This is a genomic window from Siccirubricoccus phaeus (genome assembly GCF_008360935.1).
Classification (GTDB): Bacteria; Pseudomonadota; Alphaproteobacteria; order Acetobacterales; family Acetobacteraceae; genus Siccirubricoccus; species Siccirubricoccus phaeus.
In genome coordinates, this window is record NZ_SRXO01000003.1 from 1 (window position 1) to 13,999 (window position 13,999).

The 13,999-nt window shown below is 69.6% G+C and carries 13 protein-coding genes and 3 tRNA genes; 13 read left to right on the top strand and 3 right to left on the bottom strand.

Annotated elements, in window-relative coordinates:
• Positions 1 to 57: 57 nt before the first annotated feature.
• Positions 58 to 822 (bottom strand): 2-keto-4-pentenoate hydratase, encoded by a 765-nt coding sequence (locus tag E5N76_RS04640; RefSeq protein ID WP_149536147.1) that lies wholly within the window; start codon positions 820 to 822, stop codon positions 58 to 60.
• A gap of 20 nt (positions 823 to 842) precedes the next feature.
• Entirely contained in the window at positions 843 to 1,697 is an 855-nt protein-coding gene (locus E5N76_RS04645; RefSeq protein WP_187829983.1) for a TrmH family RNA methyltransferase, read from the bottom strand.
• Positions 1,698 to 2,010: 313 nt separating this feature from the next.
• On the opposite strand from E5N76_RS04645, the gene E5N76_RS04650 reads away from it, so the two are divergent.
• The 7 genes from E5N76_RS04650 (at position 2,011) to nusG (ending at position 5,447) form a co-directional block, all read left to right on the top strand.
• Positions 2,011 to 2,093, top strand: a tRNA-Tyr gene (locus E5N76_RS04650).
• 48 nt (positions 2,094 to 2,141) lie between these two features.
• Positions 2,142 to 2,215: transfer RNA gene (locus E5N76_RS04655), tRNA-Gly, on the top strand.
• Positions 2,216 to 2,313: 98 nt separating this feature from the next.
• Positions 2,314 to 3,501, top strand: coding sequence for an elongation factor Tu (tuf, locus tag E5N76_RS04660; protein ID WP_149536149.1), 1,188 nt, complete (start codon positions 2,314 to 2,316; stop codon positions 3,499 to 3,501).
• Between the two features lie 323 nt (positions 3,502 to 3,824).
• Positions 3,825 to 4,310, top strand: a complete 486-nt coding sequence (locus E5N76_RS04665; protein ID WP_149536150.1) for an RDD family protein — start codon at positions 3,825 to 3,827, stop codon at positions 4,308 to 4,310.
• A 31-nt stretch (positions 4,311 to 4,341) separates the two neighbouring features.
• A tRNA-Trp gene (locus tag E5N76_RS04670) sits at positions 4,342 to 4,418 on the top strand.
• Positions 4,419 to 4,702: 284 nt separating this feature from the next.
• Positions 4,703 to 4,897 (top strand): preprotein translocase subunit SecE, encoded by a 195-nt coding sequence (gene secE, locus E5N76_RS04675; RefSeq protein WP_149536151.1) that lies wholly within the window; start codon positions 4,703 to 4,705, stop codon positions 4,895 to 4,897.
• Between the two features lie 13 nt (positions 4,898 to 4,910).
• Positions 4,911 to 5,447, top strand: coding sequence for a transcription termination/antitermination protein NusG (gene nusG, locus E5N76_RS04680; protein WP_149536152.1), 537 nt, complete (start codon positions 4,911 to 4,913; stop codon positions 5,445 to 5,447).
• A gap of 246 nt (positions 5,448 to 5,693) precedes the next feature.
• On the opposite strand, the gene E5N76_RS04685 is transcribed toward nusG, so the two are convergent.
• Positions 5,694 to 6,413, bottom strand: a complete 720-nt coding sequence (locus tag E5N76_RS04685; RefSeq protein ID WP_207791888.1) for a YidB family protein — start codon at positions 6,411 to 6,413, stop codon at positions 5,694 to 5,696.
• A 142-nt stretch (positions 6,414 to 6,555) separates the two neighbouring features.
• Here E5N76_RS04685 and E5N76_RS04690 point away from each other — a divergent pair, with 142 nt between their 5' ends.
• From E5N76_RS04690 to rpoB, 6 genes are all read left to right on the top strand, one after another.
• Positions 6,556 to 6,825, top strand: a complete 270-nt coding sequence (locus E5N76_RS04690) for a GlsB/YeaQ/YmgE family stress response membrane protein (protein ID WP_149536153.1) — start codon at positions 6,556 to 6,558, stop codon at positions 6,823 to 6,825.
• Positions 6,826 to 7,127: 302 nt separating this feature from the next.
• Positions 7,128 to 7,562 carry a 50S ribosomal protein L11 gene (gene rplK / locus E5N76_RS04695; protein WP_149536154.1) on the top strand — a complete coding sequence of 145 codons (435 nt, stop codon included), beginning with the start codon at positions 7,128 to 7,130 and terminating at the stop codon, positions 7,560 to 7,562.
• Positions 7,563 to 7,565: 3 nt separating this feature from the next.
• Positions 7,566 to 8,267 carry a 50S ribosomal protein L1 gene (gene rplA / locus E5N76_RS04700; RefSeq protein WP_149536155.1) on the top strand — a complete coding sequence of 234 codons (702 nt, stop codon included), beginning with the start codon at positions 7,566 to 7,568 and terminating at the stop codon, positions 8,265 to 8,267.
• 298 nt (positions 8,268 to 8,565) lie between these two features.
• A complete protein-coding gene (gene rplJ / locus E5N76_RS04705) occupies positions 8,566 to 9,084 on the top strand; it encodes a 50S ribosomal protein L10 (protein ID WP_149536156.1) in 519 nt (172 codons plus the stop codon).
• A gap of 112 nt (positions 9,085 to 9,196) precedes the next feature.
• Positions 9,197 to 9,583, top strand: coding sequence for a 50S ribosomal protein L7/L12 (gene rplL / locus E5N76_RS04710; protein ID WP_149536157.1), 387 nt, complete (start codon positions 9,197 to 9,199; stop codon positions 9,581 to 9,583).
• A gap of 223 nt (positions 9,584 to 9,806) precedes the next feature.
• On the top strand, positions 9,807 to 13,985 hold the full coding sequence (rpoB, locus tag E5N76_RS04715; RefSeq protein ID WP_149536158.1) for a DNA-directed RNA polymerase subunit beta: 4,179 nt from the start codon (positions 9,807 to 9,809) through the stop codon (positions 13,983 to 13,985).
• Positions 13,986 to 13,999 lie beyond the last annotated feature (14 nt).

Below are 13,999 nucleotides of genomic sequence, written 5' to 3' on the forward strand. Positions count from 1 at the left end.
GGGCCGCGCCCCCAAACGCCCGCTGCAGAAGCTGGCGTCCTTGCGCAGGGCCTCGTTTCAGGTGAAGCGCAGCCGCGCCGTCCCCAGCCCTTCGAACCGCGCTTCCACCGCGCAGGGCCCGTCCAGCCAGATCGGCGGCGTCACCGAGCCCAGCCACACCACCTGCCCGGCTTTCAGCCCGCCGAACACCTCTGCCGCGCCGGACCCGGCCAGCCAGGCCAGCGCCGCCATCGGGTGACCCAGCAGGTCCCGCCCATGCCCGGCCCCCACCACCTTCCCGCCGACATGGAATTCCCCGCGCACCGCGCCGAGATCCATCTCCCGCCACCCCGCGCAGGGCGCGCCGATGACCCCGGAGGCGTGGAACACCTGGTCGGCGATCAGCGTCGGCGCGTGCAGCCTGCCCATATCGCCATAGCGCTTCTCGACGATCTCGATAGCGGGAAATACCTCCGCCACCGCCGCGGTCGCCGCCTCGGGCGAGCAGGGCCCGGGCGGCAGGTCGCGCCCCAGCCGTACCCCGATCTCGCACTCCACCCCCGGCTGGCGGAAACCGGCGAAGCGGAATTCCGTGCCATCCGGGTTCACGCTGCCGGCCGGCACGAAGCCCGCCGCCGGGCCGGTCAGCCCCAGGATCTTCTGCATCTGCTGCGTGGTGGCGCCGATCTTGAAGCCCGCCGGCGGCACCGCACCCAGCGCCTTCGCCACCTCCCATTGCAGGGCGTAGCCGGATTCCGGCGTCGCCGGCGCCAGATCGCCTGGCAAAGCGAGGTCGGCCTTGGCCCGGCGCGCGGCAAGGATGGTGTCGAGGGCAGCGGACATGGCTTTTTTCCTCCCCGGGGTCAGCCCCGATTCAATTCATAGAGGGCGACGGCGGCGGCGGCGCTGACATTCAGGCTTTCCATCTCCGGCGCGATGGGCAGCCGGGCCAGCTCGTCGCAATGCTCCCGGGTCAGGCGGCGCATGCCCTCGCCCTCCGCGCCCAGCACCAGCGCCACCCGGCGGCCGCCCAGGCCGGCCTGGGCCAGGGTGACGGGCGCCGCCCCCTCCAGCCCCACCACCCAGAGGCCGGCCTGCTTCAGCGCCTCGATAGCGCGGGCCAGGTTCACCTCCCGCACCACCGGCACCAGCTCCAGCGCGCCGGAGGCGGCGCGGGCCAGGGCGCCGGTCTCGGGCGGGGCGTGGCGGTCCTGCATCACCAGCGCGGCGGCGCCGAAGGCGGCGGCGGAGCGCAGGATGGCGCCGATATTGCGGGGGTCCGTCACCTGGTCCAGCACCAGCACCGGGCCGTCGCGATGCGCCAGGGCCTTCTCCAGCGGCGGGTTGGGCAGCTTCTCCACCAGCAGGGCGGCGCCCTGATGCACCGCATCCTCCGGCAGGAAGGTGGCGAAGCGGGCGCGCTCCGCCCGTTCCGGCGCGATGCGCCAGGGCGGCGGCAGACGGGCGGCGAGGGCCTGCTCCGCCTCCGCCGTCAGCAGCAGGCGGCGCAGGCGGCGGGCAGGGTTGGCGAGGGCGGCGGCGACCGGGTGCAGCCCGTGCAGCCAGACGCCGCCTTCCTTCGGTGCGGACTCGCCCCTGGCTTCTCCCCTGGGTTCTCCCCTGGGTTCTCCTCTGGCTTCTCCCCTGGGTTCTCCCCTGGGTTCTCCTCTGGCCTCTCCCCTGACTTCTCCCCTGGGGCCTCCCCTTTGGCCACCCATGGGGGGGCCGCCCGAGGGGGCGGCGCGATCCGGGGCCGGGGGGCGCGCGGGACGGCGCGGCGGGGAAGGGCGCATGCGGCGGAGATTGCCCGTCGCCGCCCGGCGGCGCCAGAGGGGCGCAGAAAGGGGCGCAGAAAGGGGAGGGAAGGCGGCATGCAGGGTGGAGACGGCAGCGGCGCCTTCCGCCCGGGCGGAGCAGGGCGGCCGGCCCCGGGGATCGGCGCCGGCGCGGCGCGATTCCGCCGCGGCCACATTGACATCCCACCGCCGACCCGGTACGCGCCCCCCCACTCGCCGGCCCGACCTGGCCCGCGGAGGGGTGCCCGAGTGGCTAAAGGGGACGGACTGTAAATCCGTTGGCTCGCGCCTACGTTGGTTCGAATCCAACCCCCTCCATATCTCCGGCCCGGGATGTCTTCCCTTGGGGCGGCGGTGCTGGCGCGGGCGGGTGTAGCTCAATGGTAGAGCCCCAGCCTTCCAAGCTGGTTGTGCGGGTTCGATTCCCGTCACCCGCTCCAGCCGGCGGGCCGCCCGGGCCGCGCAGCCGGGGGCAAGGCCGGGGTTGGCCTGCGCGGGCTCGGTGCAACGGGTATGCGGGCAACGGGGTAGCGGACAGATGGCGAAGGCGAAGTTTGAGCGGAACAAGCCGCACTGCAACATCGGGACGATCGGGCATGTGGACCATGGGAAGACGTCGCTGACGGCGGCGATCACCAAGGTTCTGGCGAAGACCGGCGGCGCGACGTTCACGGCGTATGATCAGATCGACAAGGCGCCGGAGGAGAAGGCGCGCGGGATCACGATCTCGACGGCGCATGTCGAGTACGAGACGACGAACCGGCACTACGCGCATGTGGACTGCCCTGGCCACGCCGACTACGTGAAGAACATGATCACCGGCGCGGCGCAGATGGACGGCGCGATCCTGGTGGTGTCGGCGGCGGACGGGCCGATGCCGCAGACGCGGGAGCACATCCTGCTGGCGCGGCAGGTGGGCGTGCCGGCGCTGGTGGTGTTCCTGAACAAGATGGACATGGCCGACCCGGACCTGGTCGAGCTGGTGGAGATGGAGGTGCGCGAGCTGCTGTCCTCCTACCAGTTCCCGGGCGACGATATTCCGGTGATCAAGGGCTCGGCGCTGGCGGCGCTGGAGGACAAGACGCCAGAGATCGGCGAGCAGGCGGTGCTGCAGCTGATGGCGGCGGTGGATGAGTACATCCCGCAGCCGGAGCGGCCGATCGACCGCCCCTTCCTGATGCCGATCGAGGACGTGTTCTCGATCTCGGGCCGTGGCACGGTGGTGACCGGCCGTGTCGAGCGCGGCATCGTGAAGGTGGGCGAGGAAGTCGAGATCGTCGGTCTGAAGGACACCGCGAAGACGGTGGTGACCGGGGTCGAGATGTTCCGCAAGCTGCTGGACCAGGGCCAGGCGGGCGACAATATCGGCGTGCTGCTGCGCGGCACGAAGCGGGAGGATGTGGAGCGCGGGCAGGTGCTGGCGAAGCCCGGCTCGATCACGCCGCATACCGGCTTCAAGGCGGAGGCGTACATCCTGACGAAGGAGGAGGGTGGGCGGCACACGCCGTTCTTCACCAACTACCGGCCGCAGTTCTATTTCCGGACCACGGATGTGACGGGCATCGTGAAGCTGCCCGAGGGCGTCGAGATGGTGATGCCGGGCGACAATGTGACGATGGACGTGGAGCTGATCGCGCCGATCGCCATGGATGAGGGGCTGCGCTTCGCCATCCGCGAAGGCGGCCGCACCGTCGGCGCCGGCGTCGTCGCCAAGATCGTGAAGTAAGGCCAACGATTTCGGGTTGCCGGCAGGGGGCGGGCCGCCGCAAGGTGGCCCGCCCTTTTGCCGTTCCGCCTCTTGCGGTCCCGGGGCGCTAGTGTCCTGCCCGCGACGTTCGCTGGATTTCCAGCGAACGCAGCGGACAAGCAGGCCACTGAAAGCCAGGCCAGTGGCCCGAGAATGAAGTCCACAGGCCTTCGGAATCGGGACACTGGAGCGGTTTCCTCGCCTGCGCTCGGCAAACCCGCTCCAGCCCTTCGTTTGGTCGCATTTTCCGAGTCGTCCGGCGATTCCGCCGGAATTGAGAATGCTCTAGTCGGGAGTGCCGCATGCAGAGCTATGGGACGCGCCCGGTGGACTCGCCCGGGATGGTGCTGGCGGGGTTCTGGCGCCGGGTGCTGGCGCAATTCATCGATGTGCTCTGGACCCTGCCGCTCTCCCTGGCGATGGGGCTGCTGGGCAGCCTGCTGCGCGGCGGCGGCGAGGCGCCGCTGCTGTCCGAGCTGCTGCAGAACGTCATCATCGGCCTGGTGGTGCTGATCTTCTGGGCCGGACGGCAGGCGACGCCGGGGAAATGGGTGCTGGGCCTGCGCATCGTCGCCGCCGAGGATGGCGGGCATGTGCCGATCGGCCGGCTGGTGGCGCGCTATCTCGGCTACATCGTCTCGGCGCTGCCGCTCTGCCTTGGCTTTCTCTGGATGCTGTGGGATTCCCGCCGGCAGGGCTGGCACGACAAGCTGGCGCGCACCCTGGTGGTGCGGGACCTGGCGCCGGGCGAGGCGCCGCCCGGCCCCTCGACAGCCCTGTTCCGCTGACCTATAGGGCCGCTCTGCGCGCCCGCGCCGCAGGGGCATAGCTCAATTGGCTAGAGCGCCGGTCTCCAAAACCGGAGGTTGGGGGTTCGAGACCCTCTGCCCCTGCCATTCCGCCGGTCCGCCGGTTCGGGATGCTGCGTGGTGGCGCCGCGGGAGCTTTGCGGCGGGCCGCCGGGCTTTCGGCCAGGACATAGCTCGCCGGCCATGGCCCCTTGGCATGGCCCCCCGGGCACGCCCCCTGCACGCCCCCTGGGGCCTGCGCGGCGGCCGGCCGGTCCGGCGCCTGGGCTTCCCTTGGCCTGCCGGGGCGTGTAGTGGCGCGTAATATGGGGCGGCGGCCATGGGGCCGGCCGCCCGCTGGATGATTCACCCGAGCCTGAGGATCGACCGAGTTGGCCAAGCTTGATCCCGCGCAGTATGTCCGGGACGTGCGGTCGGAGGTGGCCAAGGTCACCTGGCCGACCCGCAAGGAGACCCTGATCACCACCGGCCTGGTGCTGGCCATGTCGGCGCTGGCGGCGGTCTTCTTCCTGGTGGTCGATCAGCTCATCGCCCTGGCGATGCGCGGCGTGTTCGGGCTGGGCTGAGGAGGACGGGATCATGGCCGAGAAGCGCTGGTACGTGGTGCACGTCTATTCGGGCTTCGAGAAGAAGATCGCCCAGCAGATCAAGGAACAGGCCGCCCAGAAGGGCCTGGCCGAGTCCTTCGACGAGATCCTCGTCCCCTCCGAGGAGGTGACCGAGGTGCGGCGCGGCCAGAAGGTGAATGCCGAGCGCAAATTCTTCCCCGGCTATGTGCTGGTGAAGATGGAGATGTCGGACGACGCCTGGCACCTGGTGAAGGACACGCCGAAGGTCACCGGCTTCCTCGGCAACAAGAACAAGCCGACGCCGATCCCGGAAAGCGAGGCGATGCGCCTCATCAACCAGCTCAAGGAAGGCGTGGACAAGCCGCGCAAGCCGGCGGTGGTGTTCGAGGTGGGCGAGCAGGTGCGCGTCGCCGACGGGCCCTTCACCAGCTTCAACGGCACGGTGGAGGAGGTGGATGAGGAGCGCGGCCGGGTGAAGGTCAGCGTCTCCATCTTCGGCCGCTCCACCCCGGTGGAGCTGGAATACAACCAGGTCGAGAAGGTCTAGCACCGGCCCGGCCTGCCCGTCCCCGAAGTCCGCAGGACTTCGGAATCGGGACGCTAGAGCATTCTCCATGCACCAAGGGGGATCGAGAATGCTCTAGTTCTTTGTTCAGGCGAGCAAATTACCCCAATCAGGTGATTCCACCTAGTCGGAGCTTGCTCTAGCTCACCGACGGGCCGCGCCGGGCGGGTCCTGCTGCCGGCTCCGTCGCGTTCTCAGGCCAGCCGATGATCAGGCCGCCCCGGCAGGTCAGCGGCCGGGAGGCGGATCGCCACCCGCGAGCCGCGCCAGGATGTCGCCGATGCCGCCGGTGCCGAGCTCTTCCTCCCGCGCCGGCACCTGGCCGCCAGGGGTCATCCGGTCCACCATCTCCGGCAGCATCCGGCTCAGCTCCTGCAGCAGGGTGCCGCTATCGGTCCCCGCCTGCTGCGCTGCATTCTCCACCGCCTCCGGGTCCAGCTCCTGGCGCAGCGCCTCCGGGCTCACCGGCTCGTTCGGGCCGGGCGCCACCCAGGAATCCACCTGCTGCCCGAGGCCGTGGCCGCGCATGCTGCCGAGCAGCCCACCCAGCCCGCCCAGCAGCCCACCCGCCGCGGCGCCGCCGCCGAGCAACCCGCCCAGGATGTCGCCGAGCCCGCCGCCGGCGGAGGGCCCGCCCGGCACCCCGCGCCCTGCGCCGCCGCCGCCCAGCAGCCCGCCCAGCACGTCGCCGAGCCCGCCGCCGCCGGCGGACGGCCCGCCCGGCCCCGCGCGCCCCGCGCCGCCGCCCAGCAGCCCGCCGAGGACGTCGCCGAGCCCGCCGCCGGTGCCAGCGCCGCCGGCCGGCGCTTCCGCCTGGCCCGCCCCGGCCTCGCCGGACCGGGCATGCTTCATCAACTGGTGCACCAGCAGCGCGATGGCCGCGAGCTTCACCCCACCCGAAAGCCCCCCGGCCACCCCGCCGGAGCGACCGAACAGTGATCCGCTCATGCTCCATTCCTCCCTTGCTGCCTGCCTCATGGAACGCCGCGGCGGCGCCTTCGTGCCACCGGCGCTGGAACCGGGCCGGGCGTCGCCGCCTTGTCCGGGATGGGCCCGGGCATCGGCGCCGGGGCCCCGGAGGGGCTTTGGCATGGGCATCATCGGTACGATCATCATCGGCTTCCTGGCGGGGCTGGTAGCGCGTTTCCTGCACCCGGGGCGGGACCCGGGCGGCTTCATCATCACCACCCTGCTCGGCATCGTCGGCGCGGTGGTGGCCACCTATCTGGGCCAGGCCATAGGCTGGTACCGCGCCGGGGAGGGCGCGGGCTTCATCGGCGCGGTGGTGGGCGCCGTCATCGTGCTGGCCCTCTACAACATGCTGGCGCGGCGGTCCGGCAACAACGTGGCGCGGCAATAGGCCAATCCCGGGGCAGCGAGGCGCCCGGGCGCGCCGGAGCATCCCCGGATCCGAAACTCCCACCGGGGTCCGGGGAGGGTCCCCTCTACGGCGGGGACCGAGCGCATGCGTTCGATGGGGGCAGCGCCCCTGCTCAGGGTGCCGGGGGCGAGCCCCCGGCGGCACGATTCCGCTTGACAGCCGTGCCGCGCGCGCCCATACGCCGCGCCTCACTTCATCCGGGACGCGGGAGGTGGCGGGGCGGCTATCGCCCCGTTGCCGCAGGCACCGCGCCTCCCTGACAGCAGGGACCAGGAGCCGTCATGGCGAAGAAGATCACCGGCTACATCAAGCTGCAGATTCCGGCGGGCAAGGCCAACCCCTCCCCGCCCGTGGGCCCGGCGCTCGGCCAGCGCGGCCTGAACATTATGCAATTCGTCAAGGAATTCAACGCGGCGACGCAGCAGATGGAGCCGGGCACGCCGACGCCCGTCGTCATCACCGCCTATTCCGACCGCACCTTCTCCTTCATCACCAAGACCCCGCCCAACACCTACTTCCTGCTGAAGGCGGCGAAGATCGACAAGGGCAGCCAGACCCCCGGCAAGGGCGGCTCGGTCGGCCGGGTGACCAAGGCCCAGCTCCGCGAGATCGCGGCGATCAAGATGAAGGACATGAACGCCAACGATGAGGAGGCGGCGGTGCGCATGCTGGCGGGCTCGGCCCGGGCCATGGGCCTGACCGTGGTGGAGGGCTGAGCCATGGCGAAGCAGGGCAAGCGGCTGAAGGCGGTCTATGCCGGCCTCGACCGGGAGGCGGTGGTGCCGCTGGAGCAGGCGATCAGCCTGGTGAAGGCGAATGCCAAGGCGAAATTCGACGAGACCATCGAGATTTCGATGAATCTCGGCATCGACCCGCGCCATGCCGACCAGATGGTGCGCGGCGTGGTCGGGCTGCCGAACGGCACCGGCAAGACGGTGCGCGTGGGCGTCTTCGCCCGCGGCCCGAAGGCCGAGGAGGCGCTGGCCGCCGGTGCCGACGTGGTGGGCGCGGACGACCTGGCCGCGGCCGTGCAGGAAGGCCGGATCGAGTTCGACCGCTGCATCGCGACGCCCGACATGATGGGCATCGTCGGCCGCCTCGGTAAGATCCTCGGCCCGCGCGGGCTGATGCCGAACCCGCGCCTCGGTACGGTGACGATGGATGTGAAGGGCGCCGTCACCGCCGCCAAGGCCGGCCAGGTGGAGTTCCGCGCCGAGAAGGCCGGCATCGTCCATGCCGGCATCGGCAAGGCGAGCTTCGACGACGCCAAGCTGCTGGAGAATGCGCGGGCCTTCGTGGACGCCATCCAGAAGGCCAAGCCGACCGGTGCCAAGGGTACCTATGTGAAGAAGGTCGCCGTCAGCTCCACCATGGGGCCGGGCGTGAAGGTCGACATCGCCTCGCTCAGCGCGACGGCGTAACCAGATACGCCGCCCCGTATGGGGTGGCGGGCAGGCGGGGCTTTGGCCCCGCCGAAACCTGTCGGAGACCGCGGGTGGCCTTCGGGCCCTAAGGGGGTGCGCCCCGCCAGCGATAGACGGGAAGCCGAGAAAGACGCGCCGCCCGGGGTCTTGCCCCGGCGGTTCTGATGGCTTGGCGGTCCGGCTCAGACAGGCGAACCGGGGTTCCGGGTGATGGGGAATGGTCCCCGGCCCGGCACCCCCGTGTGAACCGGCCGGCGCCCCTCCACCAGGCGCTGGCCACCGACGGAGACGGGATTTGGACCGCACGGAAAAGCGCGAGTTCATCGCCCACCTCGCCGCGGTGTTCGCCGATACCTCCTTCGTGCTCGTCGCCCAGAACAAGGGTCTGACGGTCGCGGATGTGAGCGATCTGCGGCGCCGCATGCGGGGCGCGGGGGCGACGTACAAGGTCGCGAAGAACCGGCTGGCCATGCTCGCCCTCGACGGCACCCGCTTCCAGGGCGTCAAGCCGCTGCTGAAGGGCCCGACCGCGCTTGCGTGGTCGAAGGACCCGGTGGCGGTGGCGAAGACCGCCACGGAGTTCGCCAGGGGTAACGACAAGTTCGTCATCCTGGGCGGGGCACTCGGGACCCAGACGCTGAACCCCGACGGGGTGAAGGCGCTGGCCGAACTGCCCTCGCTCGAAACGCTGCGGGCGCAGCTGCTGGGTCTGCTCCAGACCCCGGCGACGCGCATCGCGGGCGTCCTGCAGGCCCCTGGCTCGCAGCTGGCACGGGTGTTCAGCGCCTTCGCAAAGAAGGACGAGGCGGCATAGCCGAACGGACCGGACAAGGAACGGGATGGCCCGGCCCCGGCAATTGCCGGATGGGCCACCCCGGGGTGTTGCAAAAGTCAAGCCAAGCCATTAGATCGAAGGACACACAGACATGGCCGATCTCGCAAAGCTGGTCGAGGAGCTCTCCAGCCTGACCGTTCTGGAAGCCGCTGAGCTTTCGAAACTGCTGGAGGAAAAATGGGGCGTCTCTGCCGCGGCTCCGGTCGCGGTGGCGGCGGCGCCGGCGGCTGGCGGCGGTGCCGCGGCGGCCGCCCCGGCCGAGGAGCAGACGGAGTTCACCGTCATCCTGGCCGCGGCCGGCGACAAGAAGATCAACATCATCAAGGAAATCCGCACCATCACCGGCCTGGGCCTGAAGGAGGCCAAGGACCTGGTCGAGGGCGCGCCGAAGACCGTGAAGGAGGCTGTCTCGAAGGACGAGGCCGCCAAGATCAAGAAGGTGCTCGAGGACAACGGGGCGACCGTAGAGGTTAAGTAAGGGGCCCGGCCAGGTCAGGCCTCGTCGCCTCGCCGGTCCCGGGCGTCCGTCGCCGGGGCCGGTACAGTTTGGGTCAGGTACGGGCGGGAACCCCCTGGGTTGCCGCCCGTACCGCCGTTTCTTCGCCCCGCCGGGTTGTTCCGGCCGGACGGGAAAGGGTTGGCGGACGACAGTTCGGAAGACGCCGGGCGGTTAGCCGGGGCGAGAGGGACACGGGACAGGCATGAACGCTATCACGAAGTCGTTCACCGGGCGCAAGCGGATCCGCAAGAGCTTCGGGCGGCTGCCCGAAGTCGCGCCGATGCCGAACCTCATCGATGTGCAGCGCGCCTCCTACGAGGCCTTCCTGCAGATGGAGGTCAATCCGGATGCGCGCACCCATACCGGGCTGCAGGAAGTTTTCAAGTCGGTCTTCCCGATCGATGATTTCGCCGGCCGCGGCCGGCTGGAATTCGTCCAGTACGAGCTGGAAGAGCCGAAATACGACGTCGAGGAGTGCATCCAGCGTGGCCTGACCTTCGCCGCGCCGCTGAAGGTGCGGCTCAGGCTGATCGTCTGGGACGTGGATGAGGACACGGGCAGCCGTTCCGTCCGCGACATCAAGGAGCAGGATGTCTACATGGGCGACATGCCGCTCATGACGGACAACGGCACCTTCATCATCAACGGCACCGAGCGCGTCATCGTCTCCCAGATGCACCGCTCCCCCGGCGTGTTCTTCGACCACGACAAGGGCAAGACGCACAGCAGCGGCAAGTATCTCTTCGCCGCCCGCGTCATCCCCTATCGCGGCTCCTGGCTCGACTTCGAATTCGACGCCAAGGACATCTGCTATGTCCGCATCGACCGCAAGCGGAAGCTGCCGGCGAGCACGCTGCTGCTGGCGCTGGATTCCGCGCGGACCGAGGCGCTGCGCGCCGAGAAGGGGGCGAACCTGGAGCTGAACGAGGTCCGCGGCATGGATGCCGAGGAGATCCTCAACCAGTTCTACGGCCAGGTCGCCTTCACCCGCAGCGCCAATGGCTGGTCGCGCCCCTTCGACCCCGACGCCTTCCGCGGCGTCAAGCTCTCCGAGCCGCTGATCGACGCCAAGACCGGCGCCGTCGTCGCCGAGAAGGATGTGAAGCTGACGCCGCGCGCGGCGCGGAAGATCGCCGAGGGCGGCACCACGGAGGTGCTGGTCGGCCGCATGGATCTGCTCGGCCGCTACGTCGCCGAGGATCTGGTGGACATGACCACCGGCGAGATCTGGGCCGAGGCGGGCGAGGAGCTGACCGAGGTGAAGCTCGCCCTGATCGAGCAGGTCGGCCTTGAGCGGCTGCCGACGCTGGCCATCGACCAGCAGACCGGGCCCTGGATGCGCAACACGCTGGCGGTGGACAAGAACACCAACCGCGACGAGGCGCTGATGGACATCTACCGGGTGATGCGCCCGGGCGAGCCGCCGACGCCGGAGACCGCGGAGACGCTGTTCCGCGGGCTGTTCTTCGATTCCGAGCGCTACGACCTCTCCTCGGTCGGGCGGGTGAAGATGAACATGCGCCTCGGCTTCTCCGCCGAGGAAGTGCCGGACACCATCCGGGTGCTGCGCAAGCAGGACATCATCGCCACGCTGCGCGTGCTGCTGGACCTGAAGGATGGCCGCGGCCAGATCGACGACATCGACAATCTCGGCAATCGCCGGGTGCGCTCGGTCGGCGAGCTGATGGAGAACCAGTACCGCGTCGGCCTGCTGCGCATGGAGCGCGCGATCAAGGAGCGCATGGGGTCGGTCGATATCGACACCGTCATGCCGCATGACCTGATCAATGCGAAGCCGGCGGCAGCGGCGGTGCGGGAGTTCTTCGGCTCCTCGCAGCTCAGCCAGTTCATGGACCAGACCAACCCGCTCTCCGAGGTGACGCATAAGCGCCGCCTCTCGGCGCTGGGTCCGGGCGGTCTGACCCGCGAGCGCGCGGGCTTCGAGGTGCGCGACGTGCACCCGACGCATTACGGCCGCATCTGCCCGATCGAGACGCCGGAAGGGCCGAATATCGGCCTGATCAACTCGCTGGCGACCTTCGCCAAGGTGAACAAGTACGGCTTCATCGAGACGCCCTACCGCCTGGTGCGGGACGGCAAGATCGTCGGCGAGCCGCGCTACCTCTCCGCCATGGAGGAGGAGCGGCTGGTGGTCGCCCAGGCGGATGCCGAGGTCGATGCCGAGACCGGCGAGTTCAAGTCGGAGCTGGTGAGCGTGCGCCAGGGCGGCGATTTCCGGCTGGTGAAGCCGGAAGAGGTCACCGCCATCGACGTCTCGCCGAAGCAGCTCGTCTCGGTGGCGGCGGCGCTCATTCCGTTCCTGGAGAACGACGACGCCAACCGCGCGCTCATGGGCTCCAACATGCAGCGCCAGGCGGTGCCGCTGGTGCGGGCCGATGCGCCGCTGGTGGGCACCGGCATGGAATCCGCGGTGGCACGGGATTCCGGCGCGACCATCGTGGCGCGGCGGGACGGCGTGATCGACAGCATCGACGGCGCGCGCATCGTGGTGCGGGCGACCGGGGAGGACGGCACGACGCGCGGCGTCGACATCTACCGGCTGCGGAAATTCCAGCGCTCCAACCAGTCCACCTGCATCAACCAGCGCCCGCTGGTGAAGGTGGGCGATCAGGTGCTGGCCGGCGACATCATCGCCGACGGGCCCTCGACCGAGCTCGGCGAGCTGGCGCTGGGGCGGAACGTCCTCGTCGCCTTCATGCCGTGGAACGGCTATAATTTCGAGGACTCGATCCTGATCTCCGAGCGGATCGCCAAGGACGACGTCTTCACCTCGATCCATATCGAGGAATTCGAGGTGATGGCCCGCGACACCAAGCTGGGCCAGGAAGAGATCACCCGCGACATCCCGAATGTCGGCGAGGAAGCGCTGCGCAACCTCGACGAGGCGGGGATCGTCTATATCGGCGCCGAGGTGCAGCCGGGCGACATCCTCGTCGGCAAGGTGACGCCGAAGGGCGAGAGCCCGATGACGCCGGAGGAGAAGCTGCTCCGCGCCATCTTCGGCGAGAAGGCCTCCGATGTGCGCGACACCTCGCTGCGCCTGCCGCCGGGTGTCGCCGGCACCATCGTCGATGTCCGCGTCTTCGCCCGCCGGGGCGTGGACAAGGATGAGCGCGCGATGGCGATCGAGCGCGCCGAGATCGAGCGGCTGGCCAAGGACCGCGACGACGAGAAGGCAATCCAGGAGCGCAGCTTCCACTCCCGCCTCAGGGAGCGGCTGCTGAACCGCAAGGCCAGCGGCGGCTTCAAGGGTGTGAAGGCCGGCACGGTCATCACCGATGAGGTGCTGGACCAATTCGCCAAGGCGACCTGGCGCCAGATCGGCGTGCAGGACGATGCGGCGATGGCAGAGATCGAGGCGCTGAAGCGGGAATTCGACGCCGCGGTGGAGAAGCTGCAGAAGCGCTTCGAGTCCAAGGTGGAGAAGCTGCAGCGCGGCGACGAGCTGCCGCCCGGCGTGATGAAGATGGTGAAGGTCTTCGTCGCGGTGAAGCGGAAGCTGCAGCCGGGCGACAAGATGGCTGGCCGCCACGGCAACAAGGGCGTGGTCTCCCGCGTCGTGCCGGTGGAGGACATGCCGTTCCTCGAGGACGGCACTTCGGTCGATCTGGTGCTGAACCCGCTCGGCGTGCCGTCGCGCATGAATGTCGGGCAGATCCTCGAGACGCATCTCGGCTGGGCCTGCGCCAATCTCGGCCGCCAGGTCGGCGAGCTGGTGGAGGAATACCGCCGCACTGGCGCGATGCGCGAGGAGCTGCTGGAACGCCTGCGCGAGGTCTATGGCGAGCAGGTCTTCAACGAGCAGATCGCGCCGATGAATGACGACCAGCTCATCGAGCTGTCGGAGAACCTGAAGAAAGGCATCCCGATCGCCACGCCGGTCTTCGACGGCGCGCGGATGTCGGACATCGAGGGCATGCTGGACCGGGCGGGGCTCGACCTCTCCGGCCAGATGTGGCTGACCGATGGCCGCACCGGCGAGGTGTTCGAGCGCAAGGTGACGGTCGGCATCATCTACATGCTGAAGCTGCACCATCTGGTGGACGACAAGATCCACGCCCGCTCCATCGGCCCCTACTCGCTCGTCACCCAGCAGCCGCTGGGCGGCAAGGCGCAGTTCGGCGGCCAGCGCTTCGGCGAAATGGAGGTCTGGGCGCTGGAAGCCTATGGCGCCGCCTACACGCTGCAGGAAATGCTGACGGTGAAGTCCGACGACGTCTCCGGCCGCACCAAGGTCTATGAGGCGATCGTCCGCGACCAGGACAATTTCGAGGCCGGCATCCCGGAGAGCTTCAACGTCCTGGTGAAGGAGCTGAAGTCGCTCGGCCTCAATGTCGATCTGGAGACTCGCGGCAGCTAAGGCGGCTGCCGCCC

Coding starts and splice junctions, on each gene's coding strand:
- E5N76_RS04640 (WP_149536147.1), bottom strand. CDS start 822: ATGTCCGCTGCCCTCGACACCATCCTTGCCGCGCGCCGGGCCAAGGCC.
- E5N76_RS04645 (WP_187829983.1), bottom strand. CDS start 1,697: ATGGGTGGCCAAAGGGGAGGCCCCAGGGGAGAAGTCAGGGGAGAGGCC.
- tuf (WP_149536149.1), top strand. CDS start 2,314: ATGGCGAAGGCGAAGTTTGAGCGGAACAAGCCGCACTGCAACATCGGG.
- E5N76_RS04665 (WP_149536150.1), top strand. CDS start 3,825: ATGCAGAGCTATGGGACGCGCCCGGTGGACTCGCCCGGGATGGTGCTG.
- nusG (WP_149536152.1), top strand. CDS start 4,911: ATGGCCGAGAAGCGCTGGTACGTGGTGCACGTCTATTCGGGCTTCGAG.
- E5N76_RS04685 (WP_207791888.1), bottom strand. CDS start 6,413: ATGAGCGGATCACTGTTCGGTCGCTCCGGCGGGGTGGCCGGGGGGCTT.
- E5N76_RS04690 (WP_149536153.1), top strand. CDS start 6,556: ATGGGCATCATCGGTACGATCATCATCGGCTTCCTGGCGGGGCTGGTA.
- rplK (WP_149536154.1), top strand. CDS start 7,128: ATGGCGAAGAAGATCACCGGCTACATCAAGCTGCAGATTCCGGCGGGC.
- rplA (WP_149536155.1), top strand. CDS start 7,566: ATGGCGAAGCAGGGCAAGCGGCTGAAGGCGGTCTATGCCGGCCTCGAC.
- rplL (WP_149536157.1), top strand. CDS start 9,197: ATGGCCGATCTCGCAAAGCTGGTCGAGGAGCTCTCCAGCCTGACCGTT.
- rpoB (WP_149536158.1), top strand. CDS start 9,807: ATGAACGCTATCACGAAGTCGTTCACCGGGCGCAAGCGGATCCGCAAG.